Origin of the sequence: Lwoffella lincolnii, from assembly GCF_002014765.1 — a bacterium.
Classification (GTDB): domain Bacteria; phylum Pseudomonadota; class Gammaproteobacteria; order Pseudomonadales; family Moraxellaceae; genus Psychrobacter; species Psychrobacter lincolnii.
The window spans coordinates 39,674-62,971 of sequence record NZ_MUYT01000002.1 but is presented as its reverse complement, the minus strand read 5'-3'; the positions used below and the strand labels follow the sequence as shown (position 1 = coordinate 62,971).

Here is a 23,298-nt window from a genome sequence, read left to right as displayed (position 1 = left end):
TTTAGCGAAGCTTTAAGGTCATCAGCCCAAGCACCACCAAAATGATGGAAATGATCCAAAAACGTGCCACCACTTGCGTCTCTTTCCAACCAATCTCTTCAAAATGATGATGCAAAGGTGCCATGCGAAACACTCGTTTTTTACGCAGTTTATAAGAACCCACTTGTAACATCACCGATAAGGCCTCTGCCACAAACAACCCTCCCATGATGGCAAAAGCAATCTCTTGGCGAGTCATCACCGCAATCGTACCGAGCATGCCCCCCAATGCCAATGCCCCCACATCACCCATAAACACTTGAGCAGGATGGGCGTTAAACCACAAAAAGCCCAACCCAGCACCAATCATGGCCGCACAGACAATGGTTACCTCTGAGTTATGGACAATATAAGGCACATGCAAATAATTGGCAAAACGAACATCACCTGTCACATAAGCAAACACCCCAAGCCCTGCTGCCACCAACACCACAGGCAAAATGGCAAGCCCATCTAAACCATCGGTGAGATTAACAGCATTAGATGCCCCATTGATGACAAAATAAGTAAAAATGATGAACCCAAGCCCAAACGGTACTGATGAAAAAGGCACAATCCAGTCTTTAAATAGGGGAATGAGTAAGTCCTGCATGGCGTGAGTGGTGGCAATGTCAGAAGCCTGTATGGCACAATAATACATTGCCCCACCAGCAATCAACGCCCCAAGCGATAAAAAAGCGTATTTCTTACGTGCAATGAGTCCTTGTGGGTTCTTATACTTGATTTTTAGCCAATCATCTGCCCAACCAACCCCCCCAAAAATGACCATCACCAACATTAAAATCCAAACATAAGGGTTGTCTAACCTTGCCCAAAGCAAGGTTGCCACTCCGATGGCGGACAAAATCAGCACGCCACCCATGGTTGGCGTGCCTGTTTTGACCAAATGTGATTGTGGGCCATCATCACGTATGGCTTGACCATATTTAAGTTGACGTAAATGACGTATGGTTCTGCCACCAAACATAATGCTAAAGGCAAGTGTGGTCAGCACCGCCAGCAATGCTCGCAAAGTCAATGATGACACTGCTGAAAACGGAGAATAAAATTGGCTTAGCCACTCAAATAACCATACCAGCACAACAACAACCCCAAGTTAAGTAAAAATAAAGTTAGGTAAAAAATTAGGTAAAAATAAAACCTTATTTATTATACGTCATTTTTTTGCTGGATACAGGCATTCATCAAATAAAACGCACGTCCGTATGGGGGCTAAGCTGTTTAAACCGCTCTTTGATGTTGATTTTGTCATGGTCGGTGGCGATGGCACGTTCGCTGGTGATGAATTTTTAGGCAGTAGCGTTCTTGACTGCCGTCAATGATGGCATGCGACAATTCTTGTTTTAGCAGTTCAAAGTCAATGCCACGCTGGGTGATGGGGTGTCCGTTTTTGTCTTTGATGATGTTGCCGCTTGCGTCGGTTTTTGCTTTTTCGCTGATGACTTAACACAAGCATGACACGCATTAAATGGCATCTGCGCCTGTCTCACCTGTGCGAATGCGAATGACTTGTTCAAGTGGGGCCACAAAGATTTTACCATCACCAATTTTGCCAGTGCTGGCAACCTTGGTAATGGCATCAATCACAGGCTCGACCATCTCAGCAGTCACTGCCACTTCAATTTTGATTTTGGGCAAAAAGTCCACCACATATTCTGCCCCACGATACAGTTCGGTGTGTCCTTTTTGTCGTCCAAAGCCTTTCACTTCAGTGACGGTTACACCATTGACTCCCAGTTCTGATAAGGCTTCTCGCGCGTCATCAAGTTTAAAGGGTTTTAAAATTGCGGTTACCAGTTTCATCAGACAGCTCCTTGATGGTTTTATAAGGTTATTTTAAGTGATAAATCTGTCATCATCATAGCCAAACATCATGGCAAATGTATTCACAACAAGGCAAAAAGTTAAGGTTTTCTAACCATGACATCGACTAAGCTTTAGGGAATAACCAAGCTTTAAACTAAGCTTTAGGGAATAGTAAGTACGCTGTGTCACTGCCTTGCAACAGATGCTCAGTATCACTGCCCTGTAGCCATTGTCTTAGGCGAGATTGTCCAAACGCACCAGACACCAACATATCAAGCTTGTGTTCTTGTTGATAATACAATAAGGCAGATGCCACATGTCGACTATGAATCAGCTGTTTTTTGCATTTATAGCCTGCTTGGGTTAATTTGACATAGGCTTCTCTGAGTGCGTCTTGGTTGCTGTTGGTGATTTCTGCCACCATGACCACATGCAAGGTCATGCCACGTAACAACGGCATTTCGACCACCCAATCAAGCAAGCGATGGCAGGTGGGTTTGTTGTCAAATGCCAATAATGCTGAGCTTGGGGTGATGAATGTGTCTGCGGTAACCAAAATCGGACGATGGCTTGGGCGGATAAAGTTTGCCAACGTTGATTGACAAGTCAGGGTACGCCCTGTGATGATAAGGCTGGCACTGGTATCCACATAATCCAAACTCTCACTCATGCTACAATGGCGGTGTAGGGAATAAATGGGTTCTTTACAACAGTGTTCATTGCAATAGACAGTGGCAGATTGTAGTAACTGCTTGCTGCTATCTTGCTTGGCTTGGGCATCAGGGCGTGAATAGAGTAGGGTAATGGGGTTGTGCAATCGCTGGGCTGCCCAAATACTGCTGTCCAAAATGGTTTTGATGGTGTCAGGTGCGTCCAAAAAAGCGATGATGCCATCAGGTTTTAGGGTACTGTTTTTTAGGGTGTTGTGTTTTAGAGTGTGGTGTGGCACGAATAATGACCAGCCTTGCGACTAAAATGTTAACTGTAAAATACCAAATCCATGCGTTAATCTTAATGCGTCAATCTTAAAAAAAGAATGCGTGAAAAACGCATGCGTGAATGCGGTATAATACCTTAATTATCACCAGCATGCCAATGACCAGCCACGCATCTTATCGTTAATGCATCTTACCATCAACACACACTGCCAACTAAGAGTTTATCATGCCATCTTCTGCCCTTTTTGCCACTGATTTGACCACTGACATACCTAACTTATCATCTTTATCACAATCAAACGCATCACAATCTGGGCCATCTTGTCGGTCTGAGTGGTCATACAAAGTTGATGGTTTGCAGGTGGTGATTGGGCTTGGGGCATCGGGGTTATCAGCGGTTAAGTTTTTACTGGCTCAAGGTCATCAAGTGGCGGTGACTGATGCGAGCTATCCCACATTGGCAACACAGTTATCTGAAGCGGTCAGCATTCGTCCGTTTGGTAAGATTGATGGTGAGTTGTTGTTAAAAGCCAGTCGCATCATCATAAGTCCAGGGGTTAATCCCAACATCACCGCCATACAAGATGCCAAACAAGCAGGCATTCCCATTGTCAATGACATTCAGTTGTTTTGTGATGCCTTAAGTCATCGCACAACGACCGATGGCAAACCAATTTCCATCATCGCCATCACAGGCTCTAATGCCAAAAGCACCGTCACTACCTTGGTTGGACAAATGGCAACAGATGCGGGTGTGCAGGTGGGCGTGGGGGGCAATATTGGTACGCCTGCCCTTGAGCTGTTGGCAGACCCTAAGCTTGAGATGGCAGTACTTGAGCTGTCTAGCTTTCAACTAGAAGCGGTCAGTCATCTCAACGCTCATGTGGCAACCGTGCTGAACATGTCGCCTGACCATTTAGACCGTCATGGCGACATGCTCAGCTACCATCAAGCCAAGCATCGTATTTTTCAAGGAGCAAAGTCGGTGGTCATCAATCGTGATGATGCCTTAACTTATCCCTTGGTTGCTGATGATTTGACGCTTGATGAGTTAAGAAAAATCAGTGTCGGTAACCATGCCCCAGATAAGGGGCAGTATGGACTGATGACTGATGGTGATGGGCAGACCTTTTTAGCAAAGGGCAATGACCGATTGATGAATGTCAATGACTTACTCATCAAGGGTCGCCATAATCATATCAATGCGTTGTCAGCACTGGCACTGGGAGAGTTGGCAGGCTTGCCAATGGACAGCATGCTGACCACCCTATCTGCTTTTAACGGCTTGCCACATCGTTGTCAGTTTGTTGCTCAAGTGGCAGGGGTTGATTATTATAATGACTCCAAAGGAACAAACATCGGTTCTACCATGGCGGCAATCAAAGGCCTGGGAGAAAGTTATGCCCAACAACATACTCACACATCGCCACAAGAGGGCAAAATGATGCTGATTTTGGGTGGTCAAGGCAAAGGGCAGGCGTTTGGTGATATGGTTGATTTGGTGAATCAATATGTCAGTCATTTGCTGTTTATCGGTGAAGATGCTCACATCATTGAAGAACAGCTGAAGCAAGCTGGTTTGGCGAGCAATGTCATTTGTCAGCATAGCCAAACTTTGGCGACAGCAGTGAATGATGCTAAGTTTGCTAGCCAAAACAGCACCACCAACATCACAGCGGTGTTGTTGTCGCCTGCTTGTGCCAGCTTTGACCAGTTTAAAGGCTTTGTTGACCGTGGCGAGCAGTTTGTAACTTTGGTGCAAGCGTTATTAGAATCTTAACTGTTGCCTTTATCTTTTATATGGGTTTGTGCCATTTTTTTAGGTTAAGAACATTAAGCACATTGCGTTAGCTAGGTTTGTTTGGTTTGTTTGTGTGGTTTGGTTTGTTTGCTTGTGTTAAACGCCCAAATTGCCAATCTGGGTTTTTAATCCTAAGCTTTCAATTTTAAGCTTTTAATTCTAAGATTTCAATTCTAAGCCGTGTCAAAATTGAGGTTGTGTCAAAAATTTATGTCAAAGTCTGTCAATCCACCTAACCGTCCTAAGTTGACTCCTTTTTTCAAACATCAACCATCTGACTATTGGTATCTGCCATCTGCCAGAGCGGTGATGCTCAGTTGTGTGGCGTGCTTATTGGTGCTTAGCTTACTGATGGTAACATCTGCGTCCATTCCCTTTACCTTACATCATGAGGCGTTAACCCAACTACATTTTTTTTGGCGACAGCTGTCGTATATCTTGGTTGGCATGGTGGCAGCCTATGTTGTTACTTTTGTGCCACTTAAGTGGGTGTTTAATCTGACTTTAGAGGTGTTTGCCTTACTTTTTGTGATGGTATTGCTGGTAATGACGTTATTGACCACGCCCATCAATGGGGCAAAACGTTGGCTGGATTTGGGCATCATTAACTTACAGGCAGCAGAGCTTGCCAAACTTGCCATCATCGTATTTACTGCCAACTTTGTGGTCAGGCGTTCATCAGAGGTGCGTGAGAGCTGGGGTGGGGTGGTGCGACTGTTTTTGATTTCAGGGACGATGTTTGCCATCATTTTGGCTCAGCCTGACTTTGGTTCAGTGGTCATCATCACAGGTTGCATGCTGGCAATATTCTATGTTGCTGGCGCTCCGATTGGTTTATACATTGGCATGATCATCATGACGGTATTTTTGTTCGCCACCGCCATTTATTTTTCAGATTATCGCAGCATTCGTGCCATGTCATTTTTAGACCCATTTGATGATTTAAGTGGCTCAGACTATCAATTATCACGCAGTTTAATCGCCTTTGGGCGGGGTGAGTGGCATGGGGTTGGCTATGGCAACAGCATACAGAAGTTATCTTATCTGCCTGAAGCCCATACTGACTTTGTGCTGGCGATTACAGGTGAAGAGTTGGGCTTTTTTGGTGTGGGGTTGGTGTTGATGCTCCAAGCCACTTTGGTGGCAAGCATGATGCGTATCAGCATCACCGCCCTAAAACGTAACCAGATGCGCATCAGCTATATGGCGTTTGGGTTTGCCATTATGTTTGTGGGGCAAACGGTGGTGAATGCTGGCATGAACATGGGCCTGATGCCCACCAAGGGTTTGACCATGCCATTTTTTAGCTTTGGTGGCACATCTATGGTGGTGTGTTTGATTATCATTGGAATGATTTATCGCATGAGCAAAGAAAGTGACATCATTAAGGTGGATGATTGTCGCAATTATTGATGCTTTGCTTCTGTTTTTGCTGGTTGCTGTGCCAAGGCGGTTGAACTTTGATATTTGCAATGAAAAATGGATTAAAATTCTCAATAATATCAATTCTCAATAAAATGTTATCAATGTTTAACACGCCCTAGTCTTTTGTTTTGGCTTTTTTAGCACGCCCTGAGCCAGAGCGACCGCCATGATTGGTTTTATTGTTATGTTTATTGTTGCGTTTTTTTGTTTTGCTCTTTGTGGTTTTATCTGCCTTTGACTGGTTCATCTCACTTGCTTTTAATTTGGCAAGCAATTCAAAATCAATCTGTAACAAGTCCATGTTAACACCAGCAACTTGCACACGCACTTGGTCACCTAAGCCAAACAACAGCCCTGTGTCTTTGCCAATCAACTGTTGTTGGCGTTCGTCATAGACAAAATAATCATTGCCCACATTCGAGACATGCACCAAGCCATCAATAAACAGCTCGTTTAACGTGATAAATAACCCAAAATTGGTCACTGTGCTGACCGTTCCATCAAATTCTTCACCCACATGTTGTGACATATAGTGACATTTAAGCCATGTCTCCACAAAGCGAGATGCTTCTTCGGCTCGGCGTTCGGTATCTGATGTTTGGGTGGCGGCCTCACTTAACGTAAAGTCGGTTGTGGTTTGTTTTTTACCTGTAACTTTATTTTTAATGGCACGGTGTAGCATCAAATCAGGATAACGGCGAATGGGTGATGTGAAGTGACTGTATTCGTCATAAGCCAAGCCAAAATGTCCGATGTTCTCTGGGGCATAGTTGGCTTGCATCATCGAACGAAGCAACATGCTATGAATGCTGACGGCATCGGGGCGGTCTTTGGTTGCTTGTATTAAACGCTGATAATCAGCTTGTGTTGGGTTTTCTTCTGGGAATTTAATGCCAAAGTTTTTGGCGTATTCATGAATACGCAAGGATTTTTCAGCATCAGGGCGGTCATGATTGCGGTATAACACAGGCAGATGATGTTGTAGGGCGAATTTGGCAGCACAGGTATTTGCCAACAGCATGCACTCTTCAATGAGTTTGTGAGCGTCGCCACGAGTGCGTGCCACAATGTCGCTAATGCCACCTGCTTCATCAAACTTGATATGAGTTTCGGCAGTTTCAAACTCCATGGCATGACGCTGTTCACGTTTTTTTAACAGCACTTGATATAATTGATACAGCACATCAACCGATTTTTTGACGAGTGCGTTGTCTGTCAGCGTTTTAGGCACGTTGGAATCTGTGTCATCATCAAAATAGGCGTTGACTTGATTGTAGGTTAGGCGAGCTTGTGAGTGCATGACAGCAGGATAAAATTCATAACCTGTGACGTTGCCTGTCCTGGACACTTTGATGTCAGCGACCATGCACAAGCGATCAACGTGGGGATTTAATGAACATAGCCCATTAGACAGCACTTCTGGCAACATGGGGATAACACGGTGTGGGAAGTACACGGACGTACCACGTTCATAGGCTTCGTGGTCAAGCGGTGAGTTGGCGGTCACATAATGGCTGACATCAGCAATGGCAATGACCACACGGTAGTTACCACCAGCACGTTTTTCAGCATAGACAGCATCATCAAAATCACGTGCATCTTCACTGTCAATGGTAATCAGTGGCAAATCTCTTAAGTCAATTCTGTTTTTGATGTCAGCATGATTAGGTTCAGTATAAGCATTGGCTTGCTTAAGCACTTCTTTGCTAAATTCGTGGGGAATATCATAGTTAAGTAGCGTGGTTTCAATGATGACTTCTCGGTCATTATCATTAACCATCACCTCGACAATCTTGCCTGTGGCAAATTCATGCTGGTTTGGCCAATCGATGATGTTTACTTTGACAGGGTGCCCAAGCTTTGCCCCACTTTGTTTAACATCATCATCACTGACGGTAACGGGCTGATGGTTATTGGGGCTGGCAAGGCTGACAAAGTAGCCGTCCTCTGCCTTATCCAATCTGCCAATAAACTGACTTTGCTGACGCTCAGCGATGTCCACAATCCGTCCCTCACCACGTCCACGACCATCGGTCTCACTGGCAACTGCCCTGACCGTATCGCCATTGAACACCCAACGCATCTGCTTTTCATGCAAAAATAAATCTGGCATGTCGTCCAACACCACAAAACCAAACCCTTTGGCATGAGCTGATACCGTGCCAGTGACCGTGTCGCTGTCATCAATGGGGCGATAGCGGTAAGGTCTGCCATCTCGGCTGACTTGCCCTGCCCTGACCATGGCTTTTAAGCGATTGCCTAAGGCATCAAAGCGTTCTTCATCATCGATGGCAAATGCTTGAGCCAGTTGTGAATGTGTCAGACCTTGTTTTGAATCATTGTCTATCAGTGTTTGCAAGATTAACAAGCGACTGGGAATGGGGTTATCGTATTTTTGGGCTTCTGCTTGGGCGTTGGGGTCATTCCAGTTATGTTTAGTCATAATTTTCCGTAAAAGTCATCGCCTAGAGACAAATTAAACAAAGATGAATTGAAATATAAGATGAATTGAATGGATAAACAAGGCATCATCAGCCATTTTAGCATAATTATTCACAAGCACAGTGAGAAATGAAGTGACCAAAAGTTAAGCAACCAAAATTTGATAAGATGGCAGGGCTTTTATCATGACATGCCTTGATAAATGAATAAATACCTCCATTATAACAATGATTTTTATTGATAAGACTGCAAAATTCGTTCCAAATGACTGATTTTTATTGTTTTATTGGCTTAACCAACCATGAATTTAACCAACCATTAACCGCCTAGGAGACCTGATGAGCAAGCGAGATTTTTACGAAGTGTTGGGCGTTAATAAAAATGCCGATGAAAAAGAAATTAAACGCGCTTATCGCAAATTGGCGATGAAATATCACCCTGACCGCAACCCAGATGACCCACAAGCTGAAGAGAAATTTAAAGAAGCTTCTTTGGCGTATGAAGTGTTGAGTGATGCTCAAAAACGCTCTGCTTATGACCGCATGGGACACGCTGCCTTTGAAAATGGCATGGGCGGTGGTGGCTTTGGTGGGGCGGGTTTTCAAGACATCTTTGGTGATATTTTTGGTAACTTTGGTGACATATTTGGGCAAGCTCGTGGGGGCGGACGGGCCAGACGTGGGGCAGACTTGCGATACGTGTTGGAGCTGACTTTAGAAGAAGCGGTTAAAGGGGTAAAAAAAGAAATCAGCTTCAAAGCGCCCGCTCCTTGTGATGCCTGTGATGGCAAAGGTACAAAAAATGCGTCTGATGTGGTTACTTGCCCGACCTGTCGTGGACAAGGACAAATCCGTATGCAACAAGGCTTTTTTGCCGTTCAACAGACTTGCCCAGACTGTGGTGGCTCTGGCAAAAAAATCAAAAATCCTTGTTCAGATTGTCATGGCAGTGGCGTAAAAGAAAAATCTCGCACGCTTGAGGTGAATATCCCCGCTGGTGTGGACGATGGCGACCGTGTGCGTTTGGCGGGTGAAGGCGAAGCAGGCGGGGCAGGCATACAAAGTGGTGATTTGTTTGTGGAAGTGCGTGTCAAAGAGCATGCTGTCTTTGTCAGACAAGGGGCTGACTTGTATATGGATGTGCCTGTGAGTATCACCGATGCCGCTCTGGGTAAAGAAGTTGAAATTCCCACTTTAGATGGTAAAGTCAAAATTAAAGTCAGTGAAGGCACACAAAGTGGCAAACTGTTGCGAGTGCGTGGTAAGGGCGTAACCCCTGTGCGTACGTCCATGAAAGGCGACTTAATTTGTCGCATCATGGTAGAAACGCCCGTCAATTTGACTTATGAACAAAAAGAGTTGCTCAAACAATTCCAAGAGACTTTGGATAAACATGACAGCGACAATCCACCACACCAACAATCACCCAAGAAAAAATCTTTCTTTGAAAAACTGGGTGATTTATTTGACTGAATTTAACCTATCCTGCTTACATCTCCACCCATAATCTTTGATTTAGGTGGAGATGTAAGCACAGGCGACCTAGTCAGGGCGTTCTTGTTTTTCGATGTCATAGACACTAAATAAAAACAGACACCAAATAAAAACAATGCTAAATTATACCCATATTTCATCAGCTAACAAGCCATGCTCAAAGCCTACAAATACAGAATTTACCCAAACCAACAACAAGCCATAGCGTTTGAACAACACTTTGGTTGTGTTCGTTTTGTTTATAATTGGGCATTGGCATTACAAAATAGATATTACAAAATCTTTGGCAAGTCATTATCCCGTACTCAAATACAAAACCAATTAGTCAAGAAAAAGAAAACGGCTAAATTTGCATGGCTAAATGAAGTCAATAGCCAATCGCTACTTAATGCATTGCTAAATGTCCATACCGCTTTTACTAATTTTTTCAAAGGTCGTGCCAAGTTTCCACGCTTTAAATCTAGAAAAATCCCACGAAAAAGTTATCAATGCCCCCAACATTGCACCATAAACTTTGAACAAGGCATCATCAACCTACCCAAAATCAAAGGCATCAAAACCGTATTTAGCCGTGAATTTGTTGGCAATATAAAAACAGTTACCATCACTAAGACAGCCACAGGCAAATACCATGCAAGTATTTTAGTAGATACGGATAGCATATTGCCAACACCCACCACAATAGAGCCTAGCCTAACTGTTGGTATTGACTTAGGCATCAGCCACTTACTTAACTTATCAGACGGCAGCAAGTTTGATAACCCAAAACATTTAGCCAAAGCCAGTCAAAGGCTTTCTGCACAGCAAAAAATCTTTGCTCGCAAACAAAAACAAAGTAAAAACCATCAAAAACAAAAATTAGCCGTTGCTCGTATTTATGAAAAAGTACGCAACCAGCGCTTAGACTTACACCACAAAATCACGCATAAACTGATTTGCGAAAACCAAGCTACCAGTTATGCACTTGAAGATTTGGGTGTCAAAAACATGGTAAAAAACCGAAAACTTGCCAAAGCGATTAATGATGTGGGCTTAGGGCAGTTTGTTGCCCTACTCAATTATAAAGCAAATTGGCATGGTAAAAACATTCTAAAAGTGAATCGGTTCTTTGCCAGTAGTAAAATTTGTTCGCATTGCCATCACAAATTAGACAGTCTGCCGTTATCGGTGCGTCATTGGACGTGTCCTAGCTGTCAAACACAGCATGACCGTGATATCAATGCAGCAAGCAATATACGCCATCAAGCGTTAGCTGATGCACTAGGACTTAGTGTTGTATAAAGAGTTCCCCCAGTATGATACTTATCAGCGTAAGTATACTGGCGAAAGGTAACAACTCAATCTAAGTTGAGGTTGTTATGGGTCACAAAGATTCTCACGCCTACCGCTGGGTTTGGTGGTGGGAGTGTGTCAAAAATTGGCTCAAAGATTGATTATCCGTTTTGGTTGTAGCCGACCTGTCGGCTCTAACAACCCTAAACCGATGAAGGTTTGAGCCTTGTTAAGTAACTTAACTTCTGTGGCAATGGTGATGTGTGGCTTACTTGGTGTGTCATCAAAAACCCTCAAACGCTGGCCTTGGCAAATGCGTTCGACTTGTTTGTCGTCCAGCTCAATGCTCATCATATCATTTGGTAAACAGGCTTGTATGGGCAATAACAGGTGCAATCGCTCAACATGTGATAACCTCTCTAATTGCTCTAAACTGATGGCATCTGCCACCATAAATCCACCAGTCTGCAGGCGTCGTAAGGCGGTTAGATGTCCTAATGTGCCTAAAGCCTTAGCGATGTCTTCTGCCAGCACCCGCACATAAGTGCCTTTTGAACAAGTGACGGATAAGCCAAGATAGATGTTCTGAGTGTCGTGCAGGTGTTGATGACGCTCTAATGATAACTCAAAAATGTGAATGCCTCTGGCTTGTCTAGGCACTTCTATGCCCTCTCGAGCCAATTCATACAGCTTTTTGCCCTGTTGTTTTAAAGCAGAATACATGGGTGGGGTTTGATTAAGCTCACCGATAAAATCGTAACTTACCCTGTGTAATTGGTCAGCCGATAAAGACGGCACATCAGCAGTGGCAATGACTTGACCATCCACATCACCTGTGTCGGTTTGTTCACCCAGCTTGATGATGGCATGATAAGATTTGACGGCTTCAAGCTGATAATGGCTAAATTTGGTTGCCTCACCCAAACAAATGGGTAACAGACCTGTTGCCAAAGGGTCTAGCGTGCCAGTGTGTCCTGCCTTGCGACTGTCATGCTCATCAGATTTAAACAAGTATTTGACTTTGGACACCAGCTGTTGGGAAGTCATGCCAGTGGGCTTATCCAGCAATAAAACCCCAGAGACGACTTTTTTAGTGAATGTTTTGTTCACAAAGGGTTTTCCAAATTATTCAGCATCATTATCATTTTTAGATGGGGGGTTGGTATCTGACTTGTTCACTGCTTGCTGGATTAAGTCCATCATATAATTACCGTGGGCGGTGACCTCATCATAATGAAATCTTAATCTTGGTGTGGTGCGAGTATTTAAAATATGGCTAAGCTGGGTTCGCAAAAAACCTGACGCATTATTGAGCACTTCTAAGCTATTTTTATGTGCTTGCTTACTCATAGAGTCTGCCATATCAGGCTCCATGATGGTAACATAGACATCAGCATAACCCAAATCTGAGCTGACTTTGACAGTAGAAATGGTCACAAAACCTGTTAAACGTGGGTCATTGATGTCATCACGGATAAGCACGGCAAGCTCACGTTGGATTTGGTCAGACAATCGTTGTAAACGTTGGTTCATAAAATTTCCTGTTTAATTTTAGCAATCAGTGCATTGTGGCAATAAGTGTTATTAATGGCAACTGGGCGTAAAAAAGACCTGAGCAGAATGAATCTGATAGGTCTTTTGCATGCAAAATATCAACATCAAATCATGTCAACTACAAGGTGCGTTGAACTTCTTGGATATTAAACACTTCAATCTTATCACCCACTTCCACATCATAGCCCTTAACAGCAAGACCACACTCCATGCCAGCACGCACTTCATTAACATCATCTTTAAAGCGACGTAAAGACTGTAACTGACCTGTGAAGATGACCTTATCATCACGCAAAACACGGATGGGTTTGTTACGATAAATTGTGCCTTCAATTACCATACAGCCAGCTGCTGCACCGAACTTACTAGAGCGGAACACATCACGCACCTCAGCAACACCAAGAATTTCTTCACGATGCTCAGGTGATAGCATGCCACTCATGGCGGCTTTGACATCATCAATCAGACCATAAATAACGCTATAATAGCGAATGTCTAAATTGGCCTGCTCAGCAGCTCGTTTGGCCGCCCCATCTGCCCGCACGTTAAAGCCAAGAAGAACCGACTCACTTGATTCTGCCAAACTCACGTCAGACTCAGAAATGGGCCCAACGCCTGAGCTGATGACCTTGACCTTAACTTCATCGGTAGATAACTCGTTTAAAGCGGAAAGTAGGGCTTCTAAAGAACCGCGCACGTCCGTTTTTAAGATGATGTTTAATAAAGACACGTCATTTTGACCCATGGAATCAAACATGTTTTCAAGACGCATCTTATTTTGACGCTCAAGCAGTTGCTCACGTTCACGTGTGGCACGGAACTCTGCCACTTCACGGGCTTTTTTCTCATCAGACACCACTAAAAATTCACTGCCAGCAGCAGGGGTCTCTGGTAGCCCAATGATTTCAACAGGGATAGATGGTCCTGCTGATTTGATGCGATTGCCATTTTCGTCGGTCATGGCACGCACTTTACCATAGTATTCACCTGCCAATACCAAATCACCTTGATTCAGTGTGCCTTTTTTAACCAATAGGCTGACCACGGCACCACGGCCTTTTTCAAGTTTGGATTCAATGACCACGCCTTGAGCTGCCCCTTCAGTTGGTGCTTCTAGCTCCATCAGCTCAGCTTGTAAGCTGATTAATTCAAGCAACTCATCGATGCCTTGACCTGTCTTGGCAGAGACACGAGCCATGGGTGTGTCGCCCCCCCAATCTTCTGAGACCACTTCTTTGGCAGTCAGTTCATTGAGCACTCGGTCTGGGTCAGCAGTGTCTTTATCCATTTTGTTAATGGCAACAATAATGGGTGTGCCAGCGGCACGAGCATGGTCAATGGCTTCTTCAGTCTGTGGCATCATGCCATCATCAGCCGCCACCACAACAACAACGATGTCGGTGGCCTGAGCCCCACGAGAACGCATGGCGGTAAAGGCAGCGTGACCTGGGGTGTCTAAGAATGTGATGACACCACGTTCTGTTTGAACATGGTAAGCCCCAATGTGTTGAGTGATGCCACCTGCTTCACCAGAGGCGACTTTACTTTCACGAATTTTATCCAATAAAGAAGTTTTACCATGGTCAACATGTCCCATGATGGTTACCACAGGAGGACGAGTCTGAACATTACTGCTACGTTCGTTGACAGCTTCTTGTAAATCGTCTTCCACTTTGGTATCGCTGATTAAAATGGGGTTATGTCCTAACTCTTCGACCACAAGGCTTGCGGTGGCTTGGTCAATTTCATCATTGTCTTTGACCATTTCGCCCATTTTCATAAGTAGCTTGACCACTTCACGGACTTTAACTGCCATTTTTTGTGCCAAGTCAGAGACCACGATTTGTTCGCTAATTTCCACATTGTGGATAATTTTTTCCACAGGTTTTTCAAATTTGTGTTTTGATGCTTGCGAAGACTTAAGTCCACGACTTGGACTGCGAATCTCTCTTTCTTCTTGATTACGGCGACGACGACCCTTGACAGCAGTGCTGTTAGAGCCACGTTTGATTTCACGACGTTCTTTTTCAAAAGATTCTTCGAGTGCCTCACCCACCAAGCCTTTAGCAAGTGGCTCATCTTTACGCACCTCAGCGATAGGCTCTTGGTCTGTATATTTTCCAGCCATTTTACGCATTTGCTCAAGGGTGCGTTTTTGGGCTTCTTCAGCGGCTTTACGGCGGGCTTCGGCCTCTAATTGACGCAAGCGTTCTTCTTCAGCTTCTAACGCTTCACGTTCTTTACGCTCAGCATCGGTCTCAACTTTAGGCTTAGGGAGAGATTTTTTCTTTTCTTTAACTTCAATTTCAGCTTTGGCATTTTGGGCAACCTGACTGCCTTTTTTAACCACCACACTGGTGGTGATGTCATCATTTTTGCCATCAGTTGATTTGCCACTGCCTAGGCTGGCTCGCATGGCTGCCAATGTGGCTGCTTGTCGCTCTTGGGCTTCTTTTTTGGCTTTTTCACGTTCAAGAGCTTCTTGTTCGGCTTTGGCTTTGGCTTGGGCAGCGGCTTGTTCACGAGCGGCAATTTCTTCTGCCAGCTTTTTGGGGTCTGGTTTGTCAAAGGTCTTTTTCTTACGCACTTCAACATTGACGCTCTTTGCTTTACCTGAACTGCCTGTCACCCGTGCGGTGCTGGTGGTTTTAGATTTTAGGCTGATGCGTCTTTTTTGTTGCTGACCATGGCTTTTTTTTAGATACGCAACCAGTTGCTCTTGCTCAAGCTCTGAGACCAAGTCATCTTCACCACGAGCAGGCAATCCAGCATCCATCAGCTGTTGTTGCACAACACTGACGGTTTTACTTACCATCTCTGCCAGTTCTTTGACGGTTTTATCTGCCATTAAATGTCACCTATTTTTTTAAATGTTAATTTTTGCCAGTGAACTATTCACAATTTAAATACTCACAATTTAGCAAAAATCTTATCAAATGATGGGTTGCAAACTGATGTTTTACCCTTGATTTTTTGCCATCATGCTTATTCGTTGAACCACGATTGACGAGCCGTCATAATCAGCCTGCCTGCGGTGTCTTCATCCAGACCTTCGATATCTTGTAAGTCAAAAATGGCTTGCTCTGCTAAGTCATCAACCGTGATGATGTCTTGCTCTGCCAGTTTATATGCCCAAGCGACTGTCATGCCATCAAGATTGAGCAACGCTTCACTGGGCTGTTTGATGTTTTGCTGTTTGACCAATTCATCAGCTATCACAGCTTCTTTGGCACGCTCTTGTATCATGTTAATTGCATCGTCATCTAAGCCGTCGATGTCATAAAAGGTGTCAGCAGGCACATAAGCCACCTCTTCAATGCTGGTAAAGCCAATATCTACCAAAGCTTGTGCCAAATCCTCATCGACCTCTAGGCGGTCATAAAATAGTTGTATGTAGGTTTTGGTTTCATTTTCTTGTTTTTTGAGATACTCTTCTTCGAGCATCATGTTTAGGCGATAACCTGTCAATTCAGATGCCAAGCGGACATTTTGACCTTGGGAGCCAATGGCTCTGGCAAGCTGGTCATTGGTGCTAAAGATGATGTCAGCGGTTTTGGTATCCTCGTCAAGCACAATGCTGTTGACATCTGCAGGCTCAAGGCTACTGATGATGTATTGAGCAGAATCATCTGACCACACCACCACATCAATACGCTCATTATCCAGCTCTTGCTGTACCGCTTGAATTCGAGTACCACGCATACCGATACACGCCCCAACAGGGTCAATGCGGTGGTCGTTGGTTTTAACCGAGATTTTAGCACGCAATCCTGGTATGCGAGCCACGTCTTTGATTTCAATGATTTGTTCAGCAATCTCTGGCACTTCTTTTTGCATCAATGCCACCAACATATCAGAATGCGTGCGTGACAATAGCAACTGTGGACCACGATTGTCTCGGTTAACATGATACAAAATGGCATTGATACGAGACTTGACGCGCAACTGCTCTTTAGGCAACATTTGGTCACGGAATAAATACCCTTCCACATTATCACCCAAATCGATGATGTAGCCATCACGAGTTTGTTTTTTGACCTCACCATAAATCATTTCACCAATACGTGATTCAAAGGCATCTGCCACCAATGAACGTTCAGCTTCACGGATTTTTTGAATGATGACTTGCTTGGCTTGGGTGGCAGCAATGCGACCAAACTTAATTGATTCAATTTGCTCTTCTTTAACATCACCGATGGACCATTCATTTGGGTCTAAGTCGCTGATGGCAAGTTGGCAAGCTGGCATCTCGTGATCTTCATCAGCAACCACCGTCCAATAACGATAGGTATCATAGTCGCCTGTTTTTCGATCAATATCGACTCGCAACGCCACTTCAGGCTGTTCAGTATATACTTTCTTTTTTGTTGATACCACCAACGCCTGTTCAAGTGCCTCAAAGATATCTTCAGGGTCTAAGCCTTTTTCGTTACTGACTGTTTCTACAACCGTTAATATCTCACGACTCATGATAAACCTGCTATGTGATTAAAAATTGGGAAAATAAACTTAAAAAATGTCTTAAATGTCTTATTGATAAATCAGATTGGCTTTATCGATGTTGTCCAATCGGATTTGTAAGGATTCACCTTCTTCACTCAAAAGCTGTAAACTGTCCGTATCAAGACGCTCAAGCTTGCCTGCCACTTTGCGTCGTTTACCTGCTTTTGAAGTAATGGCGTTAATCAAACGTAAATGCACCGTATCACCGACATAATCTGCCATCTGTTCAGCGGAAAAAAACGAACGATTCAAGCCGGGGGAAGACACTTCTAGCACATACTCACCAGCGATGGGATCGTGAACATCTAATACCCCACTGACTTGATGGGTAACAGCAGCACAGTCATCAATGGTAACATGAACGCCTTGTGCCTTGGCATCAGGCAGGGCTTCAATATAGATGCGTAATAATGAGTGTCGCCCTTGGGGGATAAACTCAACGCCCCACAGTGCCACATCGCAAGCCAAAACCGCTGGGGCAATGAGCTGGCTTAATTCACTGACTTTACTGGATAGCTTCATAAATATCAAAGTTAAAAAGTATTGTTAAAGATAACAAGCATCAAGCTTATGGGTATTGTTGATTGATGAACAACACACCATTGCAATGTTTTACGGATTTATTTAAGGTATAAAAAAACCCACAGACAATTGGTGGGTTCATCATATCAAACTTATCAATAAATATGAATAAATTTGATTAAGAAATAAGTGGTAGCGGGGGCTGGATTTGAACCAACGACCTTCGGGTTATGAGCCCGACGAGCTACCAGACTGCTCCACCCCGCATCAATTTAGACGGCATATACTAGCGATTATAAAATGTTTTGTCAAGGTATTTTTAAAGTATTTTTATGTTTTGGGTTGCTCAATGATGAAGCAATTAACGATGATGTGATTAACATTGGTGCGATCGGAGGGACTTGAACCCTCACGCCGTGAAGCACCACCCCCTCAAGATGGCGTGTCTACCAATTCCACCACGATCGCATGTTGTAGATAAAACAATTAACACATATTGACTATAACTTGATACATGACCAAACTGGGGACAAGCCCCAAATAAAGAGCAATATTCTACTGTCTTTAAGGGGGGTTGGCAAGTAAATTATTTTACTCTTTTAAACCTTTTGGTTAAGCTAAGGGCGACTCAGTAACGTCATTGTGTTGGGTTTGTGGGCGTGTCATGAACAGGCATTGAGTTGGTGACAGGCACGTCCAAACGATATTGGTCACTGGCTTGTTCTTTGGCATGTACTGCCAATAGCATGCTGGTGATGAAAAAGATGGCAGTCAAGATGGCAGTGGTACGAGTTAAAAAATTACCTGAGCCTGCTGCCCCAAATACCGTACCAGCACCACCTGCCCCAAAAGAGGCACCCGCATCAGCACCTTTACCATGTTGAATCAGTATCAGCCCAATCATGCTGATGGCAACGATGATGTGTAACGCCAAAATAAATGTGTACATACCGCCTCATATTTAATCATTTGTGATAAAAACCATCATAGCGTCTTAGCTTAAAGTGGTTCTTAACTTAAGTGGTTCGATTTTAATGTGTTTGGGTTTTAAGTGGTTGCGTTATTTTAAGAATGCTTGAGCGATTTGCACAAATTTGTCAGCCACTAAAGAAGCACCACCCACCAACACACCATCTACCAGCTTGCTACTGGCAAATTCGCTAGCGTTACTTTCATTGACACTGCCACCATATAAAATGGGTGCGTTTGCCAAGCTTGGATAATGTTCTTTTATGTGTGTTTTGATGAATTGGTGTGTCTCATTGACTTCTTGTAAGTCTGGTACTTTGCCTGTGCCAATCGCCCACACTGGTTCATAAGCCAACAATAAACGAGAAGATAATTGGGTTAGTTCATCTGTTGTCAAGTGATCGAACACGGCTAACTGCTTGGTTAATGTTTCTTGTGTGAGGGCATTTTGATGGTCTGATAAAGATTCTCCCACACATAAAACAACCCCCAGTCCAACTTTTAAGGCACAGCGGATTTTATGAAACAGCTGCACATTGCCTTCTTGGTGATATTGGCGACGCTCAGAATGTCCGACCAATGTCCAAGTTGCCCCCAAATCTTGTGCTTGCCCAGCTGAACAATCCCCTGTAAAAGCCCCTGTGCTGATGGCATGAGAGCTGATGTCTTGCACACCAAACTGTAAATGAGGCCATGTGATGTTTTTATTTAAAGCATTGGCGGCTGTCGTTATCACCGCATCTAAGTGAAGATGGGTTGGAATAATCATTAATTGGCAGTGTTGCTTTACTGAGTGCTGCTCTACTGATTGCCATGTTTGTGCCAATTTATCTGTCAATTCGTTGGTTAAAGACACCGCTTGTGCCTTAGTGGCAGGGTGTTGTTTCCAGTTTGCAATGACCCAAGCGTGCATGACGTGCCGTCCTCAATTTCAATGTTTGATTGTCAAAGCTCGATTGTCAAAACTTGACCTTTTTTCTTTGGTTTTTAACCCAAGCTGTGTATTATAGCAAAGTTAACAGCAAATTTTTACTGTTAAAATGGACTTGATTTTTCCATTTGCCATAAGCATTGACAAATAAGCATTGATAAATAAGTCAGTTTAAAGTAAGTCAGTTTAGTAACGTTCATGGCAATTTATGATAATCTATGACTTATGATAATCCATGACAAATGACGGTTATTTTTATCACCATTTTTGACCAATTTGACTGTTTTTATGATGGTGGGGGGTTGCTAACGTGTTATCATCATGGTGGTTGATATGACAATGGTGATTTATAATAGTGACTTACATTAACTGATTGGTTACAATATTTTTACTTAACCAGAACATGACTTGACCATAAAAAACTGACAAATCATTGGTTAAGAGATTTTTACAGACTGTTTTTTAGAGATTGTTTTTTTAGAGATTATAGATATGTCATCATCGAATATGTCCTTTAGTGGCATTGCTCAAAGACTGGTCAAAGAAGGGCTGATTGCACCCGATAAGATGAAAGCGGCATTGAGTGCTGTCCAACAAGAGAAAACCAGCTTAATTGCTTATGTGGTTGACAATAAGCTGGCAACACAAGAGAAAGTTGCCAGCATCGTGGCAGATGAGTTTGGTGATCCTCTTCTTGACATTGCTGAACTGAGCGATGACAGCGTTCCTAAAGATTTGGTTGATGAAAAGATTGTTAAGAAATACAGTGCGTTGCCTGTTTTTCGTCGTGGGCAACGTTTGTATGTGGCGATGAGTGACCCATCACGCCTTGATGCCATTGATGCCATCTCATTTAATTCTCGCTTGTCAGTGCAGACGGTGGTGGTGGAGTACAGTAAGCTGGTTAAGAAAATCGAAAGCATTTTTGCAGATTCGATGACCAATCTTCAAGACTTTAGTGATGGTGATTTTGATGTTGATGTTGACAGCGATGGTGATGATGAAACCAATGTAGAGGGGGGGGCAGAAGATGCTCCTGTAGTGAAGTTTATTAATAAAATGCTCATAGATGCCATTCGCATGGGGGCATCGGATTTGCATTTTGAGCCTTATGAAAAATCCTATCGGGTGCGTTTTCGCATTGATGGGGTGATGCAAAAAGTGGCTAGCCCTCCTGTCCAGATTGCTGGTAAAATTGCCGCACGCTTAAAGGTGATGTCGCAGATGGACATTTCAGAACGGCGTGTGCCACAAGATGGGCGTATCAAACTTAAAATATCCAAAGATAAAGCCATTGACTTTCGTGTTAACTCCTTACCGACTCTGTTTGGTGAAAAAATCGTTTTACGTATTTTAGATCCGTCTTCTGCCATGCTCGGAATTGACATGCTTGGTTATGAGCCTGACCAAAAAGAGCTGTTTTTAGAAGCCTTACACAAACCTCAAGGCATGATGCTCATCACAGGTCCAACAGGTTCGGGTAAAACGGTGTCGTTATACACAGGTCTTAATATCCTAAACACGGTAGAAAGTAACATATCCACCGCCGAAGATCCTGTGGAGATTAACCTTGAGGGCATCAATCAGGTCAATGTTAACCCAAAAGTGGGTTTGACCTTTGCCAGTGCGTTAAAGTCATTTTTACGTCAAGACCCTGACATTGTGATGGTCGGTGAGATTCGTGACCTTGAAACGGCTGAGATTGCCATCAAAGCGGCTCAAACGGGCCACATGGTGCTGTCTACTTTACACACCAACTCAGCACCTGAAACGTTGACTCGTTTGCGTAATATGGGCGTGGCATCATTTAACATCGCCACATCAGTCAACTTGGTGGTGGCTCAGCGCCTTGCCAGAAGACTCTGTAAGAATTGTAAGCGACCTGCCAGTGTGCCTAAGCAAAGTTTGTTAGAAATGGGCTTTACTGAAGAAGATTTGAGCAATCCTGATAATATCATCTATGAACCTGTTGGCTGTGATCAATGCCGTGAAGGTTATAAAGGGCGTGTTGGTATTTATGAAGTCATGAAAGTCAGTAATGACATCTCTCGCATCATCATGGAAGATGGTAACGCCATTGCCATTAAGGACGCAGCCCTTAAAAATGGTTTTCGAGATTTGCGCCGATCAGGCATCATGAAGGTCTTGCAAGGTGTCACCAGCATTCAAGAGATGTATCGAGTCACTTCTGAATAACGCATCACGGCCCATGTTCTTAACAGGCATATTGAATTAACTTGATTGAACGAATGTGATTAATATAAATAATTAGGAACACGCCCTAGCCAAATCATGGCAATCTTTTTTTAGCATTTTTAGCACACACGAAGATTTTTAGCACATACAAAGACACACAAAGAAAGGATGACAGTCATGGCAACTGCAAAGACTGAAATGTTACTAGATTTTACCTACAGTGGTACTAACCGCCGTGGGCAACAAGTCAAAGGTGAGACCACCAGTCGCAATATAGAGCTTGCTAAAGCCCAATTACGTAAACAAGGCATTAGTGTTAGTAGCATTAAGAAAAAGCCCAAACCACTTTTTCAAATGAAAAAGAAAATCAAGGCGATTGACATTGCTATTTTTGTGCGACAATTAGCAACGATGATGAAAGCGGGTGTGCCATTGACGCAGTCATTTGAAATTGTGGCAGATTCACTTGAAAACCCAACCATGAAAGATTTGGTCTTAGAGCTTAAAGCAGACATTGAATCTGGAACCACATTTGCTGAGGCTTTGCGTCGCCATCCTCGCTATTTTGATGATTTGTTCTGTTCATTGGTGGAGTCAGGTGAGCAAGCAGGTGCGTTAGAAACCATGCTAGAGAGGGTTGCCACTTATAAAGAAAAAAGTGAGCTACTTAAAGCGAAAATTAAAAAAGCGATGAAATATCCCATCGCCGTCATCGTGGTTGCCATCGTTGTGACCATCATTTTGTTGGTAAAGGTGGTGCCTGTGTTTGCTGAGCTATTTGGTTCTTTTGGAGCTGAACTTCCAGCATTTACCCAAATGGTGGTGAATATGTCCGAATGGATGAAAAAATGGTGGTTTATTTTAATTATTGGCATTGGTGCGACTGTCATTGGTTTTTCTGAAGCCAAAAAACGCAGTAAAAAATTCCGAGATCTTTTAGATAGGATTGCTTTAAAAGCCCCTGTTTTTGGAAAGATTGCTTATCAGGCCGTCATTGCTCGCTTTGCTCGCACTTTATCAACCACGTTTGCTGCCGGTGTGCCCTTAATTGACGCCTTAGATTCAACAGCGGGGGCAACCAATAATGTGGTGTTTTATAATGCCACTCAACAAATTAAAAATGATGTCTCAACCGGTCAACAATTACAGTTTGCCATGCGTACCACCAATTTATTCCCCAGCATGGCCATTCAAATGGTGGGTATTGGTGAGGAAGCTGGTAGTTTAGAAGAAATGTTAGATAAGGTTGCCACCTATTATGAAAATGAGGTGGATAATGCCGTAGATGGTTTGACCAGCTTGATGGAACCAATGATTATGGCATTCTTAGGTGTGGTAATTGGTGGTTTGGTTGTTGCCATGTACTTACCCATATTTCAAATGGGCTCAGTTGTGGGATAGTTATTT

17 protein-coding genes and 2 tRNA genes are annotated in these 23,298 nt (G+C 43.5%); 6 read left to right on the top strand and 13 right to left on the bottom strand.

All coding sequences use genetic code 11. The annotated features are described in order from the left end of the window. Position 1: 1 nt before the first annotated feature. The 3 genes from mraY to B0682_RS01610 form a co-directional block, all read right to left on the bottom strand. Positions 2-1,120 (bottom strand): phospho-N-acetylmuramoyl-pentapeptide-transferase, encoded by a 1,119-nt coding sequence (gene mraY, locus B0682_RS01620; protein WP_078306363.1) that lies wholly within the window; start codon positions 1,118-1,120, stop codon positions 2-4. A gap of 383 nt (positions 1,121-1,503) precedes the next feature. Further along, the gene (locus B0682_RS01615) at positions 1,504-1,842 is read right to left on the bottom strand and encodes a P-II family nitrogen regulator (RefSeq protein ID WP_078306362.1); all 339 of its coding nucleotides are present in this window, start codon (positions 1,840-1,842) and stop codon (positions 1,504-1,506) included. Positions 1,843-1,999: 157 nt separating this feature from the next. Continuing rightward, positions 2,000-2,794 (bottom strand): universal stress protein, encoded by a 795-nt coding sequence (locus B0682_RS01610; protein ID WP_078306361.1) that lies wholly within the window; start codon positions 2,792-2,794, stop codon positions 2,000-2,002. 215 nt (positions 2,795-3,009) lie between these two features. On the opposite strand from B0682_RS01610, the gene murD reads away from it, so the two are divergent. After that, entirely contained in the window at positions 3,010-4,563 is a 1,554-nt protein-coding gene (gene murD / locus B0682_RS01605; RefSeq protein ID WP_078306360.1) for a UDP-N-acetylmuramoyl-L-alanine--D-glutamate ligase, read from the top strand. A 231-nt stretch (positions 4,564-4,794) separates the two neighbouring features. Further along, a complete protein-coding gene (ftsW, locus tag B0682_RS01600) occupies positions 4,795-5,997 on the top strand; it encodes a putative lipid II flippase FtsW (protein WP_205760086.1) in 1,203 nt (400 codons plus the stop codon). A 127-nt stretch (positions 5,998-6,124) separates the two neighbouring features. Here ftsW and rnr read toward each other — a convergent pair whose 3' ends face one another. Further along, positions 6,125-8,452, bottom strand: a complete 2,328-nt coding sequence (rnr, locus tag B0682_RS01595) for a ribonuclease R (protein ID WP_078306359.1) — start codon at positions 8,450-8,452, stop codon at positions 6,125-6,127. 337 nt (positions 8,453-8,789) lie between these two features. Between rnr and dnaJ the strand changes: the two genes are divergently transcribed. After that, positions 8,790-9,923, top strand: a complete 1,134-nt coding sequence (gene dnaJ / locus B0682_RS01590; RefSeq protein WP_078306358.1) for a molecular chaperone DnaJ — start codon at positions 8,790-8,792, stop codon at positions 9,921-9,923. 174 nt (positions 9,924-10,097) lie between these two features. Beyond that, a complete protein-coding gene (locus B0682_RS01585; RefSeq protein ID WP_078306357.1) occupies positions 10,098-11,225 on the top strand; it encodes an RNA-guided endonuclease TnpB family protein in 1,128 nt (375 codons plus the stop codon). Between the two features lie 141 nt (positions 11,226-11,366). Here the strand turns inward: B0682_RS01585 and truB are convergent, their stop codons facing one another. From truB to tpiA, 9 genes are all read right to left on the bottom strand, one after another. Then, the gene (gene truB, locus B0682_RS01580) at positions 11,367-12,326 is read right to left on the bottom strand and encodes a tRNA pseudouridine(55) synthase TruB (RefSeq protein WP_078306356.1); all 960 of its coding nucleotides are present in this window, start codon (positions 12,324-12,326) and stop codon (positions 11,367-11,369) included. Positions 12,327-12,341: 15 nt separating this feature from the next. Further along, on the bottom strand, positions 12,342-12,749 hold the full coding sequence (locus B0682_RS01575; RefSeq protein ID WP_078306355.1) for a ribosome-binding factor A: 408 nt from the start codon (positions 12,747-12,749) through the stop codon (positions 12,342-12,344). Positions 12,750-12,888: 139 nt separating this feature from the next. Then, the gene (infB, locus tag B0682_RS01570) at positions 12,889-15,618 is read right to left on the bottom strand and encodes a translation initiation factor IF-2 (protein WP_078306354.1); all 2,730 of its coding nucleotides are present in this window, start codon (positions 15,616-15,618) and stop codon (positions 12,889-12,891) included. Between the two features lie 137 nt (positions 15,619-15,755). Further along, a complete protein-coding gene (nusA, locus tag B0682_RS01565) occupies positions 15,756-17,240 on the bottom strand; it encodes a transcription termination factor NusA (protein ID WP_078306353.1) in 1,485 nt (494 codons plus the stop codon). 60 nt (positions 17,241-17,300) lie between these two features. After that, entirely contained in the window at positions 17,301-17,795 is a 495-nt protein-coding gene (gene rimP / locus B0682_RS01560; protein ID WP_078306352.1) for a ribosome maturation factor RimP, read from the bottom strand. Positions 17,796-17,985: 190 nt separating this feature from the next. Beyond that, positions 17,986-18,062: transfer RNA gene (locus B0682_RS01555), tRNA-Met, on the bottom strand. 116 nt (positions 18,063-18,178) lie between these two features. Next, positions 18,179-18,263: transfer RNA gene (locus B0682_RS01550), tRNA-Leu, on the bottom strand. A gap of 169 nt (positions 18,264-18,432) precedes the next feature. Then, a complete protein-coding gene (gene secG, locus B0682_RS01545; protein ID WP_078306351.1) occupies positions 18,433-18,744 on the bottom strand; it encodes a preprotein translocase subunit SecG in 312 nt (103 codons plus the stop codon). A 111-nt stretch (positions 18,745-18,855) separates the two neighbouring features. Continuing rightward, positions 18,856-19,677, bottom strand: coding sequence for a triose-phosphate isomerase (tpiA, locus tag B0682_RS01540; protein ID WP_078306350.1), 822 nt, complete (start codon positions 19,675-19,677; stop codon positions 18,856-18,858). Positions 19,678-20,187: 510 nt separating this feature from the next. On the opposite strand from tpiA, the gene pilB reads away from it, so the two are divergent. Together pilB and B0682_RS01530 are read left to right on the top strand one after the other, a co-directional pair. Further along, positions 20,188-21,891 (top strand): type IV-A pilus assembly ATPase PilB, encoded by a 1,704-nt coding sequence (pilB, locus tag B0682_RS01535; RefSeq protein ID WP_078306349.1) that lies wholly within the window; start codon positions 20,188-20,190, stop codon positions 21,889-21,891. A gap of 177 nt (positions 21,892-22,068) precedes the next feature. Next, positions 22,069-23,292 (top strand): type II secretion system F family protein, encoded by a 1,224-nt coding sequence (locus tag B0682_RS01530; RefSeq protein ID WP_078306348.1) that lies wholly within the window; start codon positions 22,069-22,071, stop codon positions 23,290-23,292. Positions 23,293-23,298: the final 6 nt, after the last annotated feature.

What these genes read in the sequence shown, in the direction of transcription:
- B0682_RS01615 (WP_078306362.1), bottom strand. Translation starts at nt 1,842, where the DNA reads ATGAAACTGGTAACCGCAATTTTAAAACCCTTTAAACTTGATGACGCG.
- murD (WP_078306360.1), top strand. Translation starts at nt 3,010, where the DNA reads ATGCCATCTTCTGCCCTTTTTGCCACTGATTTGACCACTGACATACCT.
- ftsW (WP_205760086.1), top strand. Translation starts at nt 4,795, where the DNA reads ATGTCAAAGTCTGTCAATCCACCTAACCGTCCTAAGTTGACTCCTTTT.
- rnr (WP_078306359.1), bottom strand. Translation starts at nt 8,452, where the DNA reads ATGACTAAACATAACTGGAATGACCCCAACGCCCAAGCAGAAGCCCAA.
- dnaJ (WP_078306358.1), top strand. Translation starts at nt 8,790, where the DNA reads ATGAGCAAGCGAGATTTTTACGAAGTGTTGGGCGTTAATAAAAATGCC.
- B0682_RS01585 (WP_078306357.1), top strand. Translation starts at nt 10,098, where the DNA reads ATGCTCAAAGCCTACAAATACAGAATTTACCCAAACCAACAACAAGCC.
- B0682_RS01575 (WP_078306355.1), bottom strand. Translation starts at nt 12,749, where the DNA reads ATGAACCAACGTTTACAACGATTGTCTGACCAAATCCAACGTGAGCTT.
- infB (WP_078306354.1), bottom strand. Translation starts at nt 15,618, where the DNA reads ATGGCAGATAAAACCGTCAAAGAACTGGCAGAGATGGTAAGTAAAACC.
- nusA (WP_078306353.1), bottom strand. Translation starts at nt 17,240, where the DNA reads ATGAGTCGTGAGATATTAACGGTTGTAGAAACAGTCAGTAACGAAAAA.
- rimP (WP_078306352.1), bottom strand. Translation starts at nt 17,795, where the DNA reads ATGAAGCTATCCAGTAAAGTCAGTGAATTAAGCCAGCTCATTGCCCCA.
- secG (WP_078306351.1), bottom strand. Translation starts at nt 18,744, where the DNA reads ATGTACACATTTATTTTGGCGTTACACATCATCGTTGCCATCAGCATG.
- tpiA (WP_078306350.1), bottom strand. Translation starts at nt 19,677, where the DNA reads ATGCACGCTTGGGTCATTGCAAACTGGAAACAACACCCTGCCACTAAG.
- pilB (WP_078306349.1), top strand. Translation starts at nt 20,188, where the DNA reads ATGTCATCATCGAATATGTCCTTTAGTGGCATTGCTCAAAGACTGGTC.
- B0682_RS01530 (WP_078306348.1), top strand. Translation starts at nt 22,069, where the DNA reads ATGGCAACTGCAAAGACTGAAATGTTACTAGATTTTACCTACAGTGGT.